This window comes from Methanobrevibacter sp. V14, from assembly GCF_963082475.1.
GTDB lineage: Archaea > Methanobacteriota > Methanobacteria > Methanobacteriales > Methanobacteriaceae > Methanocatella.
The window spans coordinates 1-22,832 of record NZ_CAUJAM010000012.1; the positions used below are offsets into that span (position 1 = coordinate 1).

Below are 22,832 nucleotides of genomic sequence, written 5' to 3' on the forward strand. Positions count from 1 at the left end.
CAACCTGAGGTATAAGTATTATACAAGATAGACGAGTAACAAAAAATAAACCGTCAAAATCATCGGCAACGTAAGATGTGTATAAGAGAAAAGATTTAACACCATATAAAACTAAATAAACCAAATGACGAAGATACACAAAAATTCCTAAAAAACCTCAACAAAAAAAACGAATAAAACCACCACATACTTTCAAGACCCTCAAATACCAAAAACAAACAATAAAATCGAAGGATACTTCAAAATAACACCATCAAAAGCCATGAAAATAGTATATCAAACAAAAGAAGGACTAATAAGATGGATAAACAGAAATGTAATAACTCACCAATCAAAAAACAACACTAAAAATCAATTAAAAAACCAAATAGCTACATCATGACAATTTTAGACAGTGCCATCAATCGTTAAATTTTTTACACTCTGTCATTAATGCATACTCAAACAAATATTGCCAGATAAAAACCACAACATCATTTAAACCCCAAAATATCAATAAGACAAATTAAAATATATTCTATCAAACAGTGAATATGGTACACAACCCACTCTTAAATCCGTAAAAAAATAAAAAGTTTTTCCATGTCCAAAATTTTTTTAAATAAGTTTAAATATTTTTAAATACATATTATGTATAACAAATATATGGAGGTTATTTTTAAATGGATGATTACAAAATTTTGAAATTTGCTAGCCTATTCCATGACATTGGTAAATTTTACCAAAGAGCGGATAATCTAGGTAAATCTTCCCATGCATATGATTCTAAATATGAAAAATTGGATATGTCCGATTATGGTAAGTCTGGAGCTCATTCTAAATGGTCAGCAGATTTTGTTAAAGATTATTTTGATGATTATGTTGAAGATTTAGTGTTATATCATCATAACCCTTCCAAATCTGATTTTCCTGAATTGTGTAAAATTGTTCAAAAGGCAGACCATCATTCATCAAAAGAACGTATTAGCTCAGAGGATAAATCAGATGTTTTATTAACTCCTTTAACTTCTATTTTTTCAAGGATTTCTCTTGATGGTGAAAAACATGATGATTTGTATGTGCCTTTGGTTGAACTTGATTTTACAAAAGCCCTTCATCCCCAAAGCGAAAAAATTAAAAATGGATGGAATTTAGTTCCTGATTATCAACATTTATGGAATAGATTTGTTGATGAATTTAAATTACTTGAAAATAAGGATTTTGAAAGTGTCTTGGCATTATTGAAGAAGTATACTTCTACTGTTCCATCTGCAACTTATTATTCTGAAAGTGATATTTCTTTGTATGATCACTTAAAGACAACTGTTGCTATTGCTAATTGCAGATATCTGTTCTCAAAAAATGAAAAATTAAATCAAACTGATACTCAGGATGTTTATAGGATTATCAACGGTGATATTTCCGGTATACAAAACTTTATTTATAGAGTTCAAACTCCAGAAGATGCACAAAGTGGTATGAGTAAACGGTTACGTGGACGTTCTCTTTATTTAACTTTATTATGTGAATCAATCGCTTCAAAAATAATTTTTGATTTGGATCTGGACTCATCTAATATTCTATTATGTGGCGGCGGGCGTTTTACAATTATCGCACCTAATACTCAGAAAACTGATGAAATAGTCAATAAGATTAATTTAGAGGTTAATCATGAATTCATTGAAAAGTTTAATGCAGAATTGTTCTTAAACATTGTTTCGATAAATGCATGTGGTGACGATTTAGCCAATTTTGATAAAATTTTATCTGATCTTACAGTATTATTAAATGAGAATAAGAAACATAAATTTTTAAATCAGCTTAATGAAGTATTTAATGTTGAATCTGGGGCAAATTATGATTTATGTCCTGTTTGCGGAAATGAGTCGGAAGATGTTTATTGTCATGATTGTTTAAAACATGAAAGATTAGGTGGTGAAGTGGCAAATGCAAAATACTTAATTAAATATGTCGCAAATGATAAAATTCCTAAATCATTGTTTTATCCTAAATTAAATATTGGTTATCTGTTTAAAAGGAATAAGTCTCAAGTTTCGGATGTCATTAAACAAAATCCGGATGTCAAATTCATTATTTATAAATTAAATGATACTAATTTTTTAGACTTTGATATATCTAGCGAAAATATTTCCTTTGACTTTAAAGTAATTGGTAATAGCATTCCAAATATTCATGGAACTCCACTTTATTTCAACCATCTTGCTGAAATTGCAAAAGGGGCGAATAAACTTGGAGTATTGAAAATGGATGTAGACAATCTCGGTCTAATATTTTCCAAAGGCTTTAAACATATTGGCGGTGCAAGTATTTCAAGAGTCTCTTCTTTAAGTTTTTATCTTGATTTGTTCTTCTCAGGACGAATAAATCAAATTGTTGATAAATTTAATTTTACAACAGAACTTCCAAAAGACACGGAATGTGAAATTAAAACATTAACATTTGAGAATAAAACTGAAACCGTTTATATGCCTAAAAAGGATCTTCCAAAAGGTGAGGGCACATCAACTATTCATATTAACTATTCCGGTGGGGACGATTTGTTAGTTGTTGGTCCGTATGATGATGTGATTTTATTTGCACAAGAATTTAGAAGGAGATTTAAAATATGGACTGCGGATAATGAGGATATTACTATTTCAGCAGGAATTAGTATTGTTTCTCCAAAATTCCCAATTGGAAAAGCGGCTTTAATGGCTGATGTGGAACTTGAAAAATCAAAGGATTGTGGACGTGATAAAATCACAGTCTTTGGTGAAACATTAATGTGGGAAAGTAATGGTTTAGAAAAAGGTTTTGATGAAATATTTGATTTTGCAAAATATTTGGAAGAGAAAAACGAATCAAAAGATCTTTCAAGAGGATTGACACATTCATTACTAAATATTTGGGAGAAAAATTTCAACAAAAATTTTAATATTTCAAATGAAGATGAATGGAATGAGGATATTCAAAATAGATTGTTAACTAAATCATATATTCCAATATTTAAATATAAATTAAGATCAATCAACAATTCACAGGTAAAGGAATGTGTTGATAAAAATGGAATTAAATTCATGCCCTGGATTAAAACTCCAGTATCATGGGTTAGTTTAAGATTAAGGTGATTAGATGTCTGATATTAATAGTGTTATACAAAAAATAAATGCTTGTAGTCATTTAAGTGAAATTGAAACTCCATATTTCCTTGATGCAGAAACAGGTTATGCACATATTGTTGCAAAAAATTCTAAAAATTTAAACACAACACAACTTAGAAAATTCTTTGCAGCTTTAAAGAAAATGGAACAAAAAACAACTTGGGATGAAATTGAAACTGAATTTTACTTATTAAAACCAAGAATGGCGGTTTCAGTAAGTCGTAAAAACTTACCAAAGCCATTTTATGATGTTATTTTAGCGGCAATGGCTAAAGTGGATAATGTTGAAGATGATGAACTAAAAATGAAAAATTTTGATATTTTTGTTAAATTTTTCGAATCAATTGTAGCTTATCACGCTTATCACAAATATGAAGAAGAATTATTTAAAAATAAAAAAAGAGGAAGGTATTAGGAATGTTTATTAAAAATTATTTAATTCAAGGAAAAATAACTTGTAAAACTGGTCTTCACATTGGAGGATCAAGTGATGCAATTGACATTGGAGGAAGTGACAACGTAATTATTAGGGATTCTGTAACTGGTAATCCTTACATTCCAGGATCTTCTCTTAAAGGTAAACTTAGATTTTTAACTGAGTTAAACGATAAAAAGTCAGCTCAAAATGTCATTAAAAATAAAGGCGAACCCTCTGATGATGCAAATTGTATAGCAGCTAAATTATTCGGCATCTCTTCTGATGAAAAACAAACTGAACTTAAATTCCCAACAAGAACTATTGTTAGAGATTCATATCCGGATAAGGATACATTAGAGTTGTGGGAAAATGAATCTTTAATTAGTGGTGTTGAGTTAAAATATGAAAACAATATTAACCGAATTGATTCTTCAGCAACTCCAAGAAACATTGAAAGAGTGCCAAAAGGTTCTAAATTTGATTTTGAAATTGTATTTTCAGTTTATGATGGTGATGATGAAAATATTTCCTATCTTTTAGATGCTATGAGACTTTTAGAAGATAATTATCTTGGCGGAAGTGGTTCTAGAGGTTTTGGTCAAATTAAATTTGAAGATATCAAATTAACTAAAAGAACAACTGAATATTATAAAGAAAATGTTGAAGAAGAAATACTTATAGAATCAGATGATATAACCGAAGTAATTAATGCAATTAAATAGGGGGTTAACTAATGTTGGTTTATATTAAACCATTATCAACATTTCCAAAATTACACTCAGATACATTATTTGGAGCATTAACCTCTGCAATAAGTGAATTATATCCAGATTTAATTGAAAAAATGTTAAAAGAATTTGAAGAGGGCAGACCTCCATTTTTAATTTCTTCAACATTTCCGGTAATATTCAATGATGATGAAAAAATCAAATTTTATCCAAAATTAATCATGGATAGTGATTTATCCAATATAGATTCAAAAACACTTAAAGATTATAAAAAAGTGGAATATATTGAAGAAGAATTATTCAATGCTTTAATAAAAGGTGATTTAACAGAAAAAGACTTATTGAATAATTATGATAATTATTACAGGTCTTTAAATTTATTAATGAGTGAAAAACTAAATGTCGATTTTGGTTTTGGTGAAAATATACTTCCAAACAATATGGTAAACAGACTAATTAATGAAACAGAAATATTCTACACTCAAGGAGATAGTTATAAAAATCTGGGATTATTTTACTTAGTCTACCTATTTGATGAGTGCTATGGCAAAATCATTGAATCCGCTATGAAATTTTTAAAAGATCGTGGATTTGGAAGAGATATTTCAACTGGTAAGGGACATTTTGATTTTGAAATTGAAAGTGTTTTAAATTATGAGGATAATGAAGGGGATAATATGTTTGTTTCACTTTCAAGATTCATTCCAACAGAAAATGACTTGAAACGAATCAATGAATATTCATTTTATGAAATTGGTTCTAAAAGAGGAAGGGATAAATCTGGTGAGATAAGAAAACAAGTAAGATTTTTCAAAGAGGGTTCCGTATTTCCAAATTTCCAATTAACATATGGTAATATTGTTAAATCGGGGGATATTAATCCTGCAATTGAATATGGTTATGCATATCCGCTAAGATTCAGTAAGGAGATTAAATAATGAAATGCAATATTAAGGTTTTATCTCCAATTCATATAGGTTCAGGTGAAAAATATACTGCTTCAGAATATGTTAAATCAAAGGCTAAAACTAATAAAGGCAATATTTCAAATATTATTAAAAGGATGGACGTGTCTAGTTATTTTTCATCTCTTGATGAAAATAAAAAAGACGATTTACTAAGAGATTTGTCAAACCCTAATTTCAATTTAGGAAATTTCGATTCTAGAATTTCAAATTCTTATGTGAAGTATAAGGCTATTGATAAAACTAAAAAAGAAATTTACCCATCACAAGAGATTGCAGAAGCAATTAAAACTTTAAATGAGTTATATATTCCAGGTTCATCCATAAAAGGGGCAATTAAAACTGCAATTTTGTTCAACGAACTTGACGGCAGATTGATTTCAAAAATTTCAAAAAACATTTTAAGTGATAATGATTCTGTCATTAAGAAAAATTATGGAAGATTCATGAAAGATATTTTCGCATCAAATAAAGCACCTACTCTTGCACAATGGGATATCATGAAATTTTTACAAGTTTCAGATACGAACACAATTAAATCCCCTACAATATATGATGTTGCAACTGTCATGGCTTCTTTTAAATGGGGAGATAATGAATTTTACTCTAAAAATAAAAGAACTCATGAACCAATTTTAATCTATCTTGAAACAATTTCCAGAGGAAATAAGCTATCTTTTGAAATTAGAAATCATTATGATTATGATATCTTTAAAAGGTTAGGTCTTGACGATAAAAAGCATTTAATTGATATTAAAAATATCAAAAGATACATATTTAATTTTTCAAAATCACTAATTCGCAATGAAATAGAATTTAGTGAAGATTATGAAATTGATTATCTAAACAAGTTTTACTTAAATCTAGAAAAGCAAAATTCAATCGATAATCCTGTTTTAAGAGTGGGCGGAGGTTCTGGATTTTTAGCAACTACTGTTGGTTTAAAAATTAAAGATAATGATGAAAGGATATTTGAAAGGATTAGGAAAGGTACTCGAGGCAAAACTTATGATTATTCATTCCCTAAATCAAGAAAAATCACTCAAGATGGTGAAATGCCATTAGGTTGGATTCAATTGTCTTTTGGAGAAGTTTAATATGAAAGCGTTAATTTTAAGTTGTGGTGGTTCTCCGGAACCACTGATTTTTTCCATTAATTATTTTAAACCAGACTTTACATATTTTTTATGCTCAAATGATTCGGTTGATATAACTAACAATATTGTAGAAGAATGTTGTTTGTCATATGATCAATATAATGTGAAAGTCGTTAATAATCATGAAAATTTGGAGGATTCATTTGCAAAATCTAGGGAGGTTATTCAAGAATTGCAAAAGCAATATGATAACATCCATGTGGATTTCACAGGAGGAACAAAACCAATGGTTTCAGGATTGGTTTTAGCGGCAATTGGAGAAGAGTGCACATATTCTTATGTTGGTTCTAAAGATTTTAAAGGAAGAGACAAAAAGGGTTTGGGTATTGTTCAAAATGGTTTTGAATCAATAAAAGACCAAAGGGATCCTTATGATGTTTTTGCAGTGATGGAATTCAATAAAGGTATGGATTTCTTTAATAAATACCAATTTGAAGCTGCAAAATTAAACTTCGAAGAAGCTATTGGTAAACTGGAATCTGATAATCTTAAAGAAATTGCAGACTTGTCCAGAGATATTGTTGAGGTTTATGACTCATGGGATAAATTCAATAATCTATATGATAAAAAAACAATCAGCAATACCTTTTTAAATATTATTGAAAGAATTGAAAACTCAGATAATCTCAAATCATATTTTGATGAAAACCATCCCGGATTTTTAAATCAAATAAAAAATAATTGGAAGTTCTTACAACTGAAAGTTTCTAAAAGAGGCCTGATTAAACCAGAGAATGTTAAATTTTATTTACCTGATTTATTGAATAATGCCTATAGAAGAATTGAAGAAGGCAAATATGATGATGCCGTTGCAAGACTTTATAGGGCCATTGAACTAATAGCCCAATTAGGTTTGATAAATGAGGGATTAATTAATGAAAATATTTTATGGGATAATAAAGAGTTTAAAATTGATTTAAACATTATTCATAATTTAAAAAATAATGAATTAAAATCATTTATTCGTAAGTTGCCTGAATATGATAGGGCAGTGAATAAATGTAAAAAGAATATTGGACTAGGTTCTAAACAAAGTTTTAAAGTATTGTCAAAATTTGATATTGATTATGCGTGTGAATATTTAAATGATAAAAAAATTAGTAATAATATCAGTTCAAGAAACGGATCTATTTTAGCGCATGGTTTAAATCCAATTGATAATAAAAAGGCAGAAAAATTATATTCGCAAGTATTAACATATGCAAAAAAAGCATTTCCGGAAATTGTCAAATATCTGGACATGTCGGTGTTTCCAAAATTCGAATGATTATCATGAAATACAATATCGTTAATTTAATAATAAAAACAGATTCAAAACTTACAGCAAGCCCTGCAAAGGTTAGAGGATTTTTTGGAAATATTTATAAAGACTTTCCAATACTTCACAATCACTATGCAAATGACAGGTTTTTATATTCTTATCCATATGTACAATACAAAATAATCAATGGGGAAATAGTAGTTGTTGGAATTGATGAAGGTGCAGATTTAATTAAGAAAATTGCACCCGAATTATCTGTTTTAAGTTTGGATAAGGAATATAACATTACTGAAAAATTAATCCATGAAAAGGAAATGGATATTAAACCAAGTTCTGAAGAAAAACACTATAAATTCCTCACTCCTTGGTTAGGTTTAAATCAAAAAAACTATCAGAAATACAGTCATACAAATGACTGGAAAGATAAAAAGGAAATTTTAAATAAAATTTTAGTTGGGAATTTACTTTCAATGTCAAAGAGTTTAGGAATTATTGTTAATAAGAAATTATATGCAAAAACTCATTTCAATGAAAAAATTGTTAAATATAAAGGTGTTAAAATGAATGCATTCACCGGTGAGTTTAAAATTTATTATGATATTCCTGATTTTTTTGGATTAGGTAAAGGAGTTTCTCAAGGATTTGGCTGTGTAAAACAGATTATTGATGAGGAATAAATGTTAACAGTTGTTGTTTATGATATAACTGATAATACTTCAAGATCATATTTAATCAAAAAATTACAGTTTTATGGTTTAAAAAGACTTCAGAAATCAGTTTTCATTGGTTATCTTGAAAGCATTGAACGTTCAAATCTTGCAAGTGATATTAAAACATTTCTTTCAAATGATAGTGATAGTATTGTAATATTTCCATTATGTGAAAATTGTAAAAAATCAATTTTACTTGAAGGCGATGCTGATATTCCTCATGATAATTTAACATACAGATTTTTATGAGATTAATTATTGATGGTTTTAATAAGTCAATTTCTAAAAGAGATAATCAAATTCTTATAAAGGAGGATGGAACGGAGGTTGATTATTTCTTGCCTAAGGATTTAAAACAAATTATCATTTTAGGAAAGGGTGCAGTGACTTTCGATGCCATATCACTTCTAGCAGAAGCTAATGTCGATTTAATAGCCATTGATTGGAGAGGGAATATAAAATATAGACTAGCGTCAAAAGAACACAATAATGTACAAATAAGAAAACAACAGTATTTTTCTCTAAATGATTCTAGAAGCGGATATTTAGCTAAAAAATTCATCGAATCCAAAATCAAAAATCAAAAAGCAACACTTGGTTCTCTATCAAGATCACGTGGAGGCATTGAATTTTTAGAAACTCAAAAAAGCAAACTGGATAACTTGTCTAAGGCTATTAAAGATATTAAAAATAGGCCGTCTGAAAGAATAAGATCTGAAATTTTTGGTATTGAAGGTTTGGCTTCACAAGAATACTGGCAGGGATTCAGATATATTATTGGTGATGATTTAGATTTCATAAATCGCAGCGGCAGAGGAGCTCCAGACATTGTCAATGCAATGTTGAATTATGCATATGCAATTTTAGCATCAGAAGTTTTAAAATCGCTTCATATGTCTGGTTTAGATCCTTATGCAGGGTTTTTACATTCTGATTTGTATGGTAGAACTAGCTTAGTTTTTGATGTAATGGAAGAGTTTAGACAGCAAATTGTTGATAAAAGTGTTTTGAAACTAATTAATTTAGGACAAATTGAAAAAGATGATTTTGAAATAAAAAATGGTTTTGTATACATTGGTGGGGACTGTCGAAAATTACTCGTCAAATCTATCTTAGATAAATTAAATACAGAAGTTACTTTCAATGGAATTAAAAAATCATACTCAGATTACATTGAAGTCGAATCAAAAAATATTGTGGATTTTTTAATGTATAATAAACAATTTAAAACATTTTATTTAAGATGGTGAAACGTGGGAACCTAACAATTTTTGATGATTTTTCAGTGTTGTGCCATATTTTTATTAATTTTTATTTTTTATTCATGTTCTTTAATTTTATTAAATTTGGATTAATGGATTATTTTTATCAAAATTTTTGATAATTAACTTTATTTTTATTTTTTATTCATGTTTATTTTTTTAAATTATTAAAAAAGTTTTTATATTAAGTGTGCATATCTTTATATAGGAATCATTATTTTATGATTCCCACACAAGGGTTGAAAATTGAGGTCTTCTCAGTATGTAATAGCTTCAAATAAGAAAATTTTTGGGCTATTGCAGAACAGCTTCCAGTAAAACAAGGATTGTGACTTTATGTCCTGTTTGCGGAAATGAGTCGGAAGATGTATTGCAGAACAGCTTCCAGTAAAACAAGGATTGTGACCTAGTTCCTCTAATGTCATGTCATCAGTTATTTCATTGCAGAACAGCTTCCAGTAAAACAAGGATTGTGACATCCTCACTTTCGCAAGATATAACGACCAACCCTTTAATTGCAGAACAGCTTCCAGTAAAACAAGGATTGTGACAGTACTGGTTTGATTCTTTAGTTACTGTGACTTTTTATTGCAGAACAGCTTCCAGTAAAACAAGGATTGTGACTTACGTTCATCATCAACAAGTACTTTGTAAATAAATATTGCAGAACAGCTTCCAGTAAAACAAGGATTGTGACGTGCCATATCGAAATGGTAGTTGATGATGTCATTAAATTGCAGAACAGCTTCCAGTAAAACAAGGATTGTGACGTGCTCGCAAAGACTAAGTACATCAGCTATGAAATAATTGCAGAACAGCTTCCAGTAAAACAAGGATTGTGACAACCATTAGTAACAATATAAAGGAGAAGGTATTGATATTGCAGAACAGCTTCCAGTAAAACAAGGATTGTGACACCTAATTCCACCAGTATTTGTGTCTCCATAAACGCATTGCAGAACAGCTTCCAGTAAAACAAGGATTGTGACGAGTGCACCCTAGATTAGTTATCTCTCCCTTTTGGAATTGCAGAACAGCTTCCAGTAAAACAAGGATTGTGACCGCAAGCTATCTTATTATCTGTATAGCCTTCATTATATTGCAGAACAGCTTCCAGTAAAACAAGGATTGTGACTATCTAACCCATAACTGAGCCAATGAAGCTCTTTGAATTGCAGAACAGCTTCCAGTAAAACAAGGATTGTGACTGTATTCTATTGTTTTTTTCATTTTGCTCACTTCCTATTGCAGAACAGCTTCCAGTAAAACAAGGATTGTGACCTTGTTCGAAAGTAAAAATATTTTCCAACTAAATCTATTGCAGAACAGCTTCCAGTAAAACAAGGATTGTGACTGGCCTCTAATTTTTCAATGACTTTATAGCTATCGTATTGCAGAACAGCTTCCAGTAAAACAAGGATTGTGACCCATCTGGTTGGACAGGTGTTTTTTACTATAGTTTGATTGCAGAACAGCTTCCAGTAAAACAAGGATTGTGACCTCCATTAATAATGGTGAATCTATAATCCACTTTACATTGCAGAACAGCTTCCAGTAAAACAAGGATTGTGACTCTCCAACGGTTTCTATATATTTTTCATCTATACTATTGCAGAACAGCTTCCAGTAAAACAAGGATTGTGACTTCATCATCGGAGGATAAAAGATGGCATAACTTATCATTGCAGAACAGCTTCCAGTAAAACAAGGATTGTGACCTCTCCTCCCGTCCTTAAATAAAGGTCGTTGAGGAATTGCAGAACAGCTTCCAGTAAAACAAGGATTGTGACTGCTTAAACCATTGTACATGGACCTAACCAACATCGATTGCAGAACAGCTTCCAGTAAAACAAGGATTGTGACCATATTTAGAGTAAATAATACATCCACAATTGAGGTATTGCAGAACAGCTTCCAGTAAAACAAGGATTGTGACTCTATAAAGCTCATCTGAGCTAATGTGTCTTTTATTATTGCAGAACAGCTTCCAGTAAAACAAGGATTGTGACATATTTTAATATTGTTTTCATATTTTCATCTCCTTGATTGCAGAACAGCTTCCAGTAAAACAAGGATTGTGACATTTCATTGGGGTTTTTTTTGTAGACTAGGAGCTGTATTGCAGAACAGCTTCCAGTAAAACAAGGATTGTGACTTATTATCCCGTCATCGCCAATTTGGGAGGTTGGTATTGCAGAACAGCTTCCAGTAAAACAAGGATTGTGACAATGCTCTTCCAAGGATTTACGGGCGGTTTTATGATATTGCAGAACAGCTTCCAGTAAAACAAGGATTGTGACCGCTAATCCTATACATTTTAAAACTTCCGTAATAATATTGCAGAACAGCTTCCAGTAAAACAAGGATTGTGACTAGACCACTCCTCTTGTAGGGAGTTAGAGCTGTCTAATTGCAGAACAGCTTCCAGTAAAACAAGGATTGTGACCATTTAATTTGGGATCTTTATAATGCATATAACTTAATTGCAGAACAGCTTCCAGTAAAACAAGGATTGTGACCAAATTCTATTTTTTTACCTTCAACTACTCTTTTAATTGCAGAACAGCTTCCAGTAAAACAAGGATTGTGACTTGGAAGGGCAATTATTATCCCGTCCTTGCCAACTTGGATTGCAGAACAGCTTCCAGTAAAACAAGGATTGTGACGAATTGGAGAAAAGTATTTTGCGTGCTGAGATTAAATTGCAGAACAGCTTCCAGTAAAACAAGGATTGTGACAAATTATAAATACTACTATCCAATACATATTTATAAATTGTATAATAGTTTTCCAGTAAAATAAGGGTTGTGATTTTTAACTTTTAAATTAATTACACTATCTTTTTGAATTGCATAATAGTTTTCCAGTAAAATAAGGGTTGTGATTTTTAACTTTTAAATTAATTACACTATCTTTTTGAATTGCATTAAGTTACAAATATCTTCCATTAAAGCAAATGCCATAACTTTCGATATAACATTCCTGAAATTTCCGTGAAATATTGAGTAGATAAAAGTTGTAAACTATTTAATTTATAAAAACTAAAAATAGTAATATCTTAAATACAATGTATGTTTTGGTGGTTCAAATGGATAATAAAGAATTATATACTACTATTGTTGGATTAAAGAATTATGAAGGTAATAAAGTATTCAAAATCGGATCTATTGTAAGGTTGGTTAAAGAACCTGATAATGATTATGATTTAGAAGCAATTGCTTGTGAAAACAAATATATTGGAAAAACAGGTTATATTGCAAATAGTACCCAAACAGTTACCAAAGGTACCATGAGTGCAGGTAGAATTTACGATAAAATTGGTGATATCAGTTACTGTGAAGTTAAGTTTGTTTCCAATGATTCTGTAATTGCTAAAGTGCTTAGTGACGATAAAATCCAAGAACTAAAAAAAGATAATGAGGATGACACTTTTTTCAATCCTGAATTATAGATTTTATCATTTAAATCTTTAAGATAAGCGATTTAATCAATACAGGTATCAGTTGGTGTAAATGTCATATATTATAAAAAAACATAAATTCCTAAAAAATTTAGATAAGATTAAAGAAACCTGCCACTATAATGAATATGATATGCCAACTCTTTTAAAAGATTATCCTCTCAAAGATTTAACGGCAGAATTGAAAATTGAATATGATTGGGAGTTAGATAACTTCTTAAAAGTATTTCCAGAGTTTTCAGATATTGCAATTGATTTAAATGAAAATCAGAAAGAGATTGTTACTTATGGGGGAAATAAGTTTTTAAGCATAGAAGCGGGGCCGAGTGCAGGCAAAACCCGTGTTTTAATTGAAAAAGTTAATTATATGGTAAATGAGTTAGGGGTGGATCCTAAATCATTGCTAATTGTCACTTTTTCAACTAAAGCTGCAGATGAACTTCGAGAGAGATTGTCAGAAGGTGATTTGTTAAAAAGTGATGTTCAAAAGATGCATATATCAACTATTCACTCTTTTTGCGAAAAGATACTTGAAGAAAATGGTCATGTTGGTTTAAATATCATTTCAGACGATGCCGGTGAGAAAAACTTGTTGTTCATTGGAAAGCATATGGAAGAGCTTGGATTTGTTAAAGAATGTTACATGTCAAGTAGCAACATCAAATATATTGCCAATAAATATAAATGAATATTGCTCTTTCAGTGTTGACACAGATAAGTTAATTGATTATATCACAGAAAATAGGCCAGTCAGCGAGGGATATGTCCACTTTTGTCCGTGAGCGAATGGAATTAAATGATGGAGAATATCCTCATGATGAAGTTCGAAAAAATGATGAGTTTAAAGAGTCCAAGTATAATGCGCAATATCTGCAAATCGCCAAATCCTATCCGATTTATGAAAAATATCTTAAAGCGCGAAAGCAATTGACTTTGCACATCTACAAAAGGATGCATTAGAAATTGTCAAAAAAGATGGATTTAAAACACAGTTCAGCAACATACTAATTGATGAGTTTCAAGATACAGATCCTATGCAGATGGAATTGTTTGAGTATCTGATGAAACAAGCAAAATCATTTACAGTAGTAGGTGACATTAATCAAAGCATATATGGATTTAGAGGTTCAAACATTAATCCATTTACATATTTAGCTAAATATCATAAAGATAAATTCGAGTTTAAAAGCCTGACCACTAATTATCGCTCCACTCATGAAATCATCGATGTGTCTGAAGATTTCATTAAACATCAAAGACCAGTTGAATCCGCACTTGGAAAGGCTCAATGTGGTCGTGATGTAAAATAATCATGTTTATTATTCTTTAAATAACTATGATGCTAAAAATAAATCGACTAAAGAATCATCACTTGATAGTGAAGCTGAAAACATTGTAAATATCATTAAATATTTGATTGAAAATGAAAAAATCAATAGATTGTCCGATATTGGCATTCTATTTCGTTCTCTTTCAAAAAGTACCTCACGATGTATCGGACCATTGCTTGAAAAATTAGAAGCGGAAAATATTAAATTTCAGGTCAATACCAATGATTTAATCAGTCAGGATGAAATTAAGTCAATTTTAACACTCTTTCACCATCTGGTTTCAGATGATGATCCTCATAGTCACAGGTTTAATAGATGGGAAAAAGACTGGCTGAATTTAAAGGCATATGCCAATCAGGTCTTGTTCAATTTATCTGATGAGACAAAAGAGATACTGATTAGCTTGCAGAATAAATTTGAAGAGGATGTTGTCAGGGCTGAAAATTATTTTTGGCTAAAAGACCATAAATAGAGGAGGTAAAAAATCCTTCAAAACAGTATTTGCCCGTGATGAGGAAATGCTCATTTAAAATATTTAAGTGTGTTACAAGGCCGGTTTTAACAAACGATAATCTAATTGAATATGGTATTGAAAATGAAGATGATTTGGAATTCTTTAGAAAATTAAATGAATTTAAAGACTCATTGTACTCTGAGGATGTTAAATTCTATGACAGGTCAACAGTTTCTGAGGTTTATTTAAAACTATTAACTGATGTTACCGGTTATTTGTCTGAAGATTTAATCTTAAGTGATGAAGGAGATATTATAATTAACAACCTCTCAAAAATTACAGGTTCTCTTCAAACATTTGTTGACGTTAAGTTCAACCGGGACATTAGAGGTGCATTTTGGTTTGTATATAGAACCATTGAAGGATGGTCTGTTTTACAAACCCCTGCCGAATCTACCGCATTTTGGTTTGTATATAGAACCATTGAAGGACATTCGGCTTTTTCTGATGAAAGTGATGCCATTCAAATAATGACTGTCCATCAGTCAAAAGGATTAGAATTCCCGGTTGTTATTATTCCCTCTCTGAAAAAAGACAATTTTCCAATGAAATATATCGATCCAAATCCCGATAATGGATGGATTTTTGGCCAGCCCGTTTATTACACTCCTGATGACTGTTTAAATTTATCCCAAATTTGATAAGGAATTCGGGCCTGAACTGTCTCATAATATGGAAGAGGAAAGAGTTATTTATGTTGCAATGACTCGTGCAGAGGATACATTAATATTGTCTTCATTAGTGGAGGATATGAACCAGTCAAATCAAATCGCAATTGAACACAGTGAATTTGAAAGACTTCCAAAAGGTCCGGACTGCATAGAAAAATGCAATTAATGAAAACTTAAATAAATGCAAATTAATTGACCCTGAAGATATGGACATCAATGTGGTGTATTGCAGGAATGATGAAGAGGATGATGAATACTGTGTTGATTTAAGCTTCACTGCTTTGGAAAATTATAATAATTGTCCATTTAGATATAAAACTAGCTAACGGAGTTAATTTCACCATATCTGAAAAACAGGAGATTGATGATGGGATTTTTGCCCACTATGCACTTGAAGTTATCAACAAAAAAATAATTAATAATGGCAATGTCTTTATTGGTGAGGATGAGGTTGTTAAAACAATAGAGGAATTATTTGAAAATTCAAATGATGGGTTAAAAGAAGAGGATCCTGTTGGGTATGAAAAACAACTTAACGAAATAATCGGCAACATTTATTCATTATTATAAAAATTACGGTAAAAATATAAAAATACTTGATAGTGAATATCCCTTCTATTTAAAAGACAGAAACTATGCCCTTAATGGAGTCATTGATTTAATTTATGAAATTGATGGTAAATTGGGCATTATTGATTATAAGAATACTCGCTTAGAGGTCAAATACAAAGATAAATTTAAAAAGCAACTTCATTTATATGTATTGGCATTAAGGGATCAAAATCAGGAATATGAAGGTAAGGAAATTAGCGAACTTAAAGTTTACACTATTATAGTTACTAACCAAACTTTTATTATAGATGTCGGATAAATTATAAAATATGTCTGGAAAATCTAAAATTGATGTTTTTAATAAAATGACTAAAACCGCATTAGATGAGGAAATCAGCAATTATGTGGCTTATCATAGGTATTATCAAAGATTGATTGCTGTTAAAATTGTTAGTGAAGGCAATACAATAACTGATGCTGCGAATATTCTAGGAAAATCATATCAAACAGTTCACAGATGGATTAAAACATGTGAATCTGAAGGATTGGAAGGTTTAAAACCTTCTTTTGGTGGTGGAAGGCCATCAAAATTAACTTATGATCAACTAATTGAATTAGACAAAATCATTGAAAAAACACCAAATATGTCAATGAAAGATGTACATCTTCTTGTTAATGAAAAATTTAATGTATATTACAGTTTAAAACAAATAGGAAAAATTGTAAAGAAATTAGGATACAATTACAGCAAAGCATAATCCTAAATTTTCAAAATCCCCTGGATGCTGAAGAACAGTTAAAAAAAACTTAGAAGAACATAACGTAACAACAAACGATATTATAGTCTTATTTGATGAAGCATCATTCCAAAATGAACCTTACACTCAAAAATCACTATATAAACAAGGAATCAAACACACACAAACTGTAAATCCATACAAATTCAAAATCAACGCCATTGGATCACTAACAATAAATGGAAATTCGACCATCACAATCACAAATTCATCGACCGCACCAGAAATTGCAATAGCACTTCTAGAATTAAGAATAGCAAATACAAACATCAAAAATACAGTAAAAATATTAAATAAAATAATATTCGATGTTAATCTAACTGATGAAGATATAGATAAAATATTAATGAAAAACAACAAAGATAATGAAGTTTTCGCAGCAAAAATTTTAAAAACATTAGAAAAATATAAGGACAATACCACCTCAACAATCGCTAGAATCATTGGAAAACACTGCAATAGAGAATTACTTAACAATGTGAAAAAAAAGAAGAGAAATAAGACGAAAAATAACTTTAAATCTGTTACAAAAAGAAGACATTAATAACAAAAATGCAAACCGAACAAAGAATATGTTTAATTCTAGATAATTATAGCGTCCACAAGTCTGCATTCATCAAAAAATAGCATTACATCTTATATTGAATTAATATACCTTCCACCATACTCTCCTCACTTAAATCCAATTGAACAAATATGGAGACAAATAAAAAGAAAAATAAAACATTATTATCTTGAATCAAAAGAATTTCTGCGAGATTTAACAATAGAAACGTATAATGAATCGATTTCTGAAACAAAAGTTCATGACAAATGGCTCGAAACATTTATACCAAAAATTTGGTAATTAACTATAATGTGAAAAATCTAATCGATTTAATATGATCATGTTACATCTTCTTTGAGAAAGAATATAATCCATATAATCTTTCTAAGTCATTTTTCTTTCCCTAATGAATCTATTGGCTTCGGCAATATATTTTTTTGACACAAAACAATCAAATACTTTAAAAAGTTCCATGATGAATCTATAAAAAGTACATCACCTCACCTCAAATTAACTTAAAAACCTTAATCATAATATTAATATTTGTAGCTAATAAACTATGATTGATTATTAAAATTAACTATAAGTTAATTAAAACTATTTAATAAAGTATCAGAATAAGTAAATGTGGAATCAATTAAAATTAAGAACAAAAAAAGAAGAAAAAACCTTAAGTTTCTAGAAATGTAATTTTGGCTCTTTCAAAAACTTGTGTGATTTAAATATCTTCAAGTTTTTTATTAAAAACTTTTTCTTAATATTTGGAGTTATTTTTATAATTTAAAGCTAATTAATCCGTTATTTTGAAAAATTTAAATGAATAGATTAATCGAAAAAATTAATTATCATACAAGTTTTTGAAACTGCCTTAATTTTAAAAACCATATCCTTCAGTTTCAAATGTCTTTGCAACATCTTTTAAAACTTCAGGGATGTCGATTTGTTGTGGGCATTCTTCAACACACATTTCGCACTCAACACAATCAGAAGCTATTCCAACATCAGGAAGTTTTGAATAATTTAAATAAGCATTACCTGCTTGTGACCAACCTTCATTGCCCAGGAGTTTATCTTTATTGTACAAATCAAAAATTTTTGCAATATCAATCTCTTCGGGGCATGCATCAATGCAATATCTGCATTTTGTACAGTCAACAGTAATGTTGCTGTTAATTATTTCAGAAACTTCTTTAAGAATTTCAAGTTCCTCATCATTTAAGGGGTCTGCATTTTTGATTTCTGAAATATTATTCTCAAGTTGTTCCAAATTACTTGCACCCGTGAATATGACCTTAATATCTTCAAGATTAGCTACAAATCTCATGGCCCATGAAATTACTGATTTATCAGGATTATAATCCTTCATTATTATTTTGGCTTCTTTAGGAACATCTGCTAAAAATCCGCTTTATATGGTTCCATAATCATGATTTCTTTATTATATTTTCTTGCAACTTCCCAACATTTTTTTGATTCAATTGCTTCATCTTCCCAGTCGATATAGTTGATTTGAAGCAATACAAATTCAATTTCAGGATGTTCGACTAAAATGCCTTCCAAAAATTCAGCATCCCCATGGGTGGACAATCCAATATGTTTAATGTATCCCTCTTCTTTTTTCCTTTGAATGAATGAATATAAATCAACATTTTTCCAAGCGGTTTCTGTATAACCACTTACATTATGAAGCAGATAATAGTCAAAATAATCAACACCGCAATTTTTAAGCTACTCTACAAATAATGGTTCTAATTGAGATTCCTTTGTAATTACAAATAAGGACAATTTAGTTGATAACATAAAGGAATCACGAGGATATCTCTCAACTACTGATTTTCTAAAAGCTTCTTCCCCAACGCCTTCATGATAAACATATGCAGTATCAAAAAAGTTGAATCCACTTTCCATGTAAGAATCTACCATTTTATTTACTTGCTCATAATCAATACTTTTAAAGTCATTTTCATCTAAAAGGGGAAGTCTCATCATCCCCAAACCTAATTCTACCATAATTTACTCTCCATCCCCTATCTTATAATTTATTTTAAACCACTGCCCATTTTTAAAATTGGAATATTAGTAACCAACTACCTCCAACAATCATTGCAGAAGATAACGGGAAACATATAAATAGATTTTTATAAATCCAAAATATAAATACCCATTGAAATATAATGTGAGAAATAAATTACAAAACTAAATGAAATTGACATTGCAATATTTTCCAATAGGTTGCTCTTTCAGGTTTAAATGTCATGAAATCATTTTTACATCTTCATATTTAAATTCATGATTTTGAATATACACTCCTAAAAAGCCCGAACTGGAGAGAAATTAAATATCCATCTAAAATAAAATTTTATTTTTTCAGTAGCAAAAAATCAACTGCATATAAAAAATATAAACAAATTGCAACAACAAAAGATATTTTGAACCAAAAATCGCAATATTCCTGAATAAAACTGTTTTAATACCGAATTAATAAATAAACACCCAACAATGACCGGATAATTCTGACAAATCCTATAACCAAATATTATTTCAAAACAATAGTTTAAAATTCAATGAAAAAAAGATAATGTGAATTAATCTTCTAATAAGATTATATTATTAGGATCTACTTTTAAATACTTAGGAATTTCAAATTCATGATCATGAATCTGTTTATCACATTTCCACCACAGACCATTAGTTAAAATTATTTCCCATTCAAAAGGCATTTCTAATTTTTTCGCATTTTTGGTATCAAACACATTAACATCATCTTTCTCAGCAGGAGAAAAATCATGTGCCCTTATTCCAATATGAGTAATATTAGGTGAAATCTTTTCAGATACTTCAAATACCACTCCCCAATCTAAAGTTTCGAGATGATACTCATCAATAACTTCAATTTTAGAAATATTTTTACAGCCGGTTAGTCTAGCAACCTGAACTTTTCCCGGATTTTCAAATAATTCATGAGTATCTCCTTTCGCTATAATTTTGCCTTTATCCAATATTAAAAGTTCATCACAAAACTGGAACACCTCATCACGATCATGAGTAACCAGAATAGAAAATCCATCAAAGTCCCTTAGTAAATTAACAAGTTCAATACGTAATTGTTCCTTTAAGAAAGTATCCATAGCACTGAATGGTTCATCAAGCAATATAACATCAGGATTATAAGCCAATATGCGAGCTAAAGCTACTCTTTGCTGTTGACCTCCGGACAATTGTCGAGGATATCTTTTTTCTAATCCTTCTAAATGAAAACGCTTAATCATTTCAGATACAATGTTGATATCATCATCCTTAGATAAACCGGCAGCCACATTTTCTTCAACAGTCATATTTGGAAATAAAGCATAATTCTGAAAGAGATAACCTACATTTCTTTTTTGAGGTTTTAAATTAATTTTTTTATTAGAATCAAAATAAACAGTTTCTTCATTGGAATCTAAACTTACAACACCATTATCCGGATTAAAGATGCCTGCAATAAATTTAAGTGTCATACTTTTACCACAACCAGAAGGACCTAGAATACCTAAACACCCCTGTTTCAATTCAAAATCAACATCCAAATCAAATTCTTTAAGTTTTTTTTGAATATTCACTTTTAATTTATTGCCCATAATCCTTCACCAGTAATACTCTAAAATATATTTTTAATTGTCTCTAATTAATAAATTACTTCCATCGTTTTTCCTTACGTATAGAAATAAAATCCATAATAAAAATAGCTATAAACGATATAATAACAATGAATATTACGTAATTAAAAGCATCTCCCATATTACCTGCAGCTACTTCAGAATAAACTGCCATAGGTAGAGTTCTAGTTTGTCCAGCAATATTACCTGCAAGCATAGCTGTAGCACCGAATTCACCTAAACCCCTAGCATAAGAAAGAATTCCACCACTAATAATTCCAGGAAATGCATTTGCAAATAAAATTTTCCAGAAAATTTTCCACTCCGACATGCCTAATGTACGGCCAGCATCTAATAAGTTGGAATCCACCTGTTCAAATGCGCCACGAGCAGAACGATACATTAAAGGAAAAGACATGACTACTGCGGCAATAACAGTTGCAGGCCATGAAAAAGCTATTTTGACAGCGAAAAAATCTATAAAAAACATGCCTATAGGTCCCCTAACCCCAAAAATATACAATAAAAAGAACCCTACTACAGTAGGAGGCAACACGATTGGAAGTGTGAAAATACCATCAAGTACAATTTTTATTGTGTCATTTTTAATTTTAACAATGCCCCAAGCAACAATCAAACCTATGAAAAAGGTTATCAAAATTGATAAACTTGCGGTTTTCATTGAAATAAAGATAGGGGACCAATCAGTCATGCCATTATCACCTTTAATATTCTTAATTATTCAAAAAAAGAATAATCAATGTTTGAGTTTATTCATGAATTGTGAATCCATATTTAACAAATACATCTTTAGCTTCTTTAGTTTGTAAGAACTCGACAAATTTGTTTGCGGCATCTGCATTTTTTGAATCTTTAAGTACTGCTACAGGATAAATAACAGAAGTGTTTAAAGAATTTTCAGGAGCTTCACAAACTACTTCAACATCATCAGTGGATTTGGCATCAGTAGAATATACGATACCGCATTCTGCAGATCCTTGGGCTACCTGATTTAACACAGCAGTTACATCAGTGCCTAAAGATAATTTAGATTCAACATTATCCCATAGTCCAAGGTTGGTTAATGCCTCTTTAGCATATTGTCCCGCAGGTACTGATTCAGGATCGCCAATAGCAATAGTGCCATTAATATCTTTTAAATCATCAAATGAGGAAATATTAGCATTTGAGTCTTTAGGTACAATTAAAACAACTTTATTTTCTAAAAATTGAACATTAGTATCATTATCAATTAATCCTTCATCAACTAAAGCATCCATCTGTTTATTAGCAGCAGACATGAATACATCTGCTTCTAAACCATTTTCAATTTGAGATTGCAAATCCCCACTTGAAGCATAAGTTGGAGTGATTTTTACACCAGGATATTTCTCTTCAAACATAGGAATTAAATCTTTATCATATGCATTTTTTAAACTAGCAGCTGCAGCCAAATTAACTTCCTGTCCATTTAGTTCAGTGCTAGCCGCATCACTACTTCCAAACCAGCCCGCAGCATAGGAACCTACACCAATGACTACCACCAAAGCTATAATAACAATAATTAACCATTTATTCATAGATTTCATGTTATTCTCCTCTTCAAATAATTTATACTCTCAGTATCAAACACATAATCAAAGATTAATGAAAAGACAGTGAAAAATGAATAATTTTATTC

General features: G+C 30.1%; 24 protein-coding genes, 2 pseudogenes and 1 CRISPR repeat array. Of the genes and pseudogenes, 20 read left to right on the forward strand and 6 right to left on the reverse strand.

Translation table 11 applies throughout. The features are described 5' to 3' along the window. Nucleotides 1-662: 662 nt before the first annotated feature. The 18 genes and pseudogenes from cas10 to Q9968_RS09355 all read left to right on the forward strand — a co-directional run bounded on the left by cas10 (nucleotide 663) and on the right by Q9968_RS09355 (nucleotide 16,927). On the forward strand, nucleotides 663-3,107 hold the full coding sequence (cas10, locus tag Q9968_RS09270) for a type III-A CRISPR-associated protein Cas10/Csm1 (RefSeq protein ID WP_305515731.1): 2,445 nt from the start codon (nucleotides 663-665) through the stop codon (nucleotides 3,105-3,107). 4 nt (nucleotides 3,108-3,111) lie between these two features. Further along, nucleotides 3,112-3,555 carry a type III-A CRISPR-associated protein Csm2 gene (csm2, locus tag Q9968_RS09275; RefSeq protein WP_305515733.1) on the forward strand — a complete coding sequence of 148 codons (444 nt, stop codon included), beginning with the start codon at nucleotides 3,112-3,114 and terminating at the stop codon, nucleotides 3,553-3,555. A 2-nt stretch (nucleotides 3,556-3,557) separates the two neighbouring features. Continuing rightward, nucleotides 3,558-4,280, forward strand: coding sequence for a type III-A CRISPR-associated RAMP protein Csm3 (gene csm3 / locus Q9968_RS09280; RefSeq protein WP_305515734.1), 723 nt, complete (start codon nucleotides 3,558-3,560; stop codon nucleotides 4,278-4,280). An 11-nt stretch (nucleotides 4,281-4,291) separates the two neighbouring features. Beyond that, a complete protein-coding gene (gene csm4 / locus Q9968_RS09285) occupies nucleotides 4,292-5,224 on the forward strand; it encodes a type III-A CRISPR-associated RAMP protein Csm4 (protein ID WP_305515736.1) in 933 nt (310 codons plus the stop codon). Beyond that, nucleotides 5,224-6,348 carry a type III-A CRISPR-associated RAMP protein Csm5 gene (gene csm5 / locus Q9968_RS09290; RefSeq protein WP_305515738.1) on the forward strand — a complete coding sequence of 375 codons (1,125 nt, stop codon included), beginning with the start codon at nucleotides 5,224-5,226 and terminating at the stop codon, nucleotides 6,346-6,348. The genes csm4 and csm5 overlap by 1 nt, the downstream gene beginning before the upstream one ends. A 1-nt stretch (nucleotide 6,349) precedes the next feature. Continuing rightward, nucleotides 6,350-7,675: a TIGR02710 family CRISPR-associated CARF protein gene (locus Q9968_RS09295; RefSeq protein WP_305515740.1), complete on the forward strand. Its 1,326-nt coding sequence runs from the start codon at nucleotides 6,350-6,352 to the stop codon at nucleotides 7,673-7,675. Further along, nucleotides 7,672-8,346, forward strand: a complete 675-nt coding sequence (locus Q9968_RS09300; RefSeq protein ID WP_305515747.1) for a CRISPR-associated endonuclease Cas6 — start codon at nucleotides 7,672-7,674, stop codon at nucleotides 8,344-8,346. Before Q9968_RS09295 ends, Q9968_RS09300 begins: the two co-directional genes overlap by 4 nt. Then, nucleotides 8,347-8,628: a CRISPR-associated endonuclease Cas2 gene (gene cas2, locus Q9968_RS09305; RefSeq protein WP_305515749.1), complete on the forward strand. Its 282-nt coding sequence runs from the start codon at nucleotides 8,347-8,349 to the stop codon at nucleotides 8,626-8,628. Then, a complete protein-coding gene (cas1, locus tag Q9968_RS09310; protein ID WP_305515751.1) occupies nucleotides 8,625-9,629 on the forward strand; it encodes a CRISPR-associated endonuclease Cas1 in 1,005 nt (334 codons plus the stop codon). The genes cas2 and cas1 overlap by 4 nt, the downstream gene beginning before the upstream one ends. A 308-nt stretch (nucleotides 9,630-9,937) precedes the next feature. Continuing rightward, nucleotides 9,938-12,526: direct repeats of the CRISPR family, unit length 37 nt; unit sequence ATTGCAGAACAGCTTCCAGTAAAACAAGGATTGTGAC. A 203-nt stretch (nucleotides 12,527-12,729) separates the two neighbouring features. Then, nucleotides 12,730-13,092: an HIRAN domain-containing protein gene (locus tag Q9968_RS09315; protein WP_305515753.1), complete on the forward strand. Its 363-nt coding sequence runs from the start codon at nucleotides 12,730-12,732 to the stop codon at nucleotides 13,090-13,092. A gap of 61 nt (nucleotides 13,093-13,153) precedes the next feature. Continuing rightward, on the forward strand, nucleotides 13,154-13,789 hold the full coding sequence (locus Q9968_RS09320) for a UvrD-helicase domain-containing protein (RefSeq protein WP_305515755.1): 636 nt from the start codon (nucleotides 13,154-13,156) through the stop codon (nucleotides 13,787-13,789). 74 nt (nucleotides 13,790-13,863) lie between these two features. Next, nucleotides 13,864-14,061, forward strand: coding sequence for a hypothetical protein (locus Q9968_RS09325; protein WP_305515757.1), 198 nt, complete (start codon nucleotides 13,864-13,866; stop codon nucleotides 14,059-14,061). A 2-nt stretch (nucleotides 14,062-14,063) separates the two neighbouring features. After that, the gene (locus tag Q9968_RS09330; RefSeq protein ID WP_305515771.1) at nucleotides 14,064-14,411 is read left to right on the forward strand and encodes a UvrD-helicase domain-containing protein; all 348 of its coding nucleotides are present in this window, start codon (nucleotides 14,064-14,066) and stop codon (nucleotides 14,409-14,411) included. A 52-nt stretch (nucleotides 14,412-14,463) separates the two neighbouring features. Further along, a pseudogene (locus tag Q9968_RS09335) lies at nucleotides 14,464-14,904 on the forward strand (3'-5' exonuclease); the annotation flags it as partial. Between the two features lie 38 nt (nucleotides 14,905-14,942). Next, entirely contained in the window at nucleotides 14,943-15,587 is a 645-nt protein-coding gene (locus Q9968_RS09340; RefSeq protein ID WP_305515758.1) for a 3'-5' exonuclease, read from the forward strand. A gap of 31 nt (nucleotides 15,588-15,618) precedes the next feature. Continuing rightward, on the forward strand, nucleotides 15,619-15,783 hold the full coding sequence (locus Q9968_RS09345) for a hypothetical protein (protein ID WP_305515760.1): 165 nt from the start codon (nucleotides 15,619-15,621) through the stop codon (nucleotides 15,781-15,783). A gap of 426 nt (nucleotides 15,784-16,209) precedes the next feature. Then, a complete protein-coding gene (locus tag Q9968_RS09350) occupies nucleotides 16,210-16,488 on the forward strand; it encodes a PD-(D/E)XK nuclease family protein (protein WP_305515773.1) in 279 nt (92 codons plus the stop codon). Nucleotides 16,489-16,498: 10 nt separating this feature from the next. Further along, the gene (locus tag Q9968_RS09355; RefSeq protein WP_305515449.1) at nucleotides 16,499-16,927 is read left to right on the forward strand and encodes a helix-turn-helix domain-containing protein; all 429 of its coding nucleotides are present in this window, start codon (nucleotides 16,499-16,501) and stop codon (nucleotides 16,925-16,927) included. Nucleotides 16,928-17,053: 126 nt separating this feature from the next. On the opposite strand, the gene Q9968_RS09360 is transcribed toward Q9968_RS09355, so the two are convergent. Continuing rightward, complete coding sequence (locus Q9968_RS09360) at nucleotides 17,054-17,236, reverse strand: hypothetical protein (RefSeq protein ID WP_305515446.1); 183 nt, start codon at nucleotides 17,234-17,236, stop codon at nucleotides 17,054-17,056. 76 nt (nucleotides 17,237-17,312) lie between these two features. Here Q9968_RS09360 and Q9968_RS09365 point away from each other — a divergent pair, with 76 nt between their 5' ends. Then, nucleotides 17,313-17,510 carry a hypothetical protein gene (locus tag Q9968_RS09365; RefSeq protein WP_305515444.1) on the forward strand — a complete coding sequence of 66 codons (198 nt, stop codon included), beginning with the start codon at nucleotides 17,313-17,315 and terminating at the stop codon, nucleotides 17,508-17,510. Nucleotides 17,511-17,615: 105 nt separating this feature from the next. Further along, nucleotides 17,616-17,813: a transposase gene (locus tag Q9968_RS09370; RefSeq protein WP_342765960.1), complete on the forward strand. Its 198-nt coding sequence runs from the start codon at nucleotides 17,616-17,618 to the stop codon at nucleotides 17,811-17,813. 574 nt (nucleotides 17,814-18,387) lie between these two features. Here the strand turns inward: Q9968_RS09370 and Q9968_RS09375 are convergent. The 5 genes and pseudogenes from Q9968_RS09375 to modA form a co-directional block, all read right to left on the reverse strand. Next, nucleotides 18,388-18,879 (reverse strand): 4Fe-4S dicluster domain-containing protein, encoded by a 492-nt coding sequence (locus tag Q9968_RS09375; RefSeq protein ID WP_305515762.1) that lies wholly within the window; start codon nucleotides 18,877-18,879, stop codon nucleotides 18,388-18,390. Nucleotides 18,880-18,908: 29 nt separating this feature from the next. Further along, nucleotides 18,909-19,523, reverse strand: a pseudogene (locus Q9968_RS09380) (aldo/keto reductase). Nucleotides 19,524-20,098: 575 nt separating this feature from the next. Then, a complete protein-coding gene (locus Q9968_RS09385; protein ID WP_305515764.1) occupies nucleotides 20,099-21,133 on the reverse strand; it encodes a sulfate/molybdate ABC transporter ATP-binding protein in 1,035 nt (344 codons plus the stop codon). Between the two features lie 55 nt (nucleotides 21,134-21,188). After that, the gene (gene modB / locus Q9968_RS09390; RefSeq protein ID WP_305515767.1) at nucleotides 21,189-21,863 is read right to left on the reverse strand and encodes a molybdate ABC transporter permease subunit; all 675 of its coding nucleotides are present in this window, start codon (nucleotides 21,861-21,863) and stop codon (nucleotides 21,189-21,191) included. Nucleotides 21,864-21,921: 58 nt separating this feature from the next. After that, nucleotides 21,922-22,740: a molybdate ABC transporter substrate-binding protein gene (modA, locus tag Q9968_RS09395; RefSeq protein ID WP_305515769.1), complete on the reverse strand. Its 819-nt coding sequence runs from the start codon at nucleotides 22,738-22,740 to the stop codon at nucleotides 21,922-21,924. Between the last annotated feature and the right edge of the window lie 92 nt (nucleotides 22,741-22,832).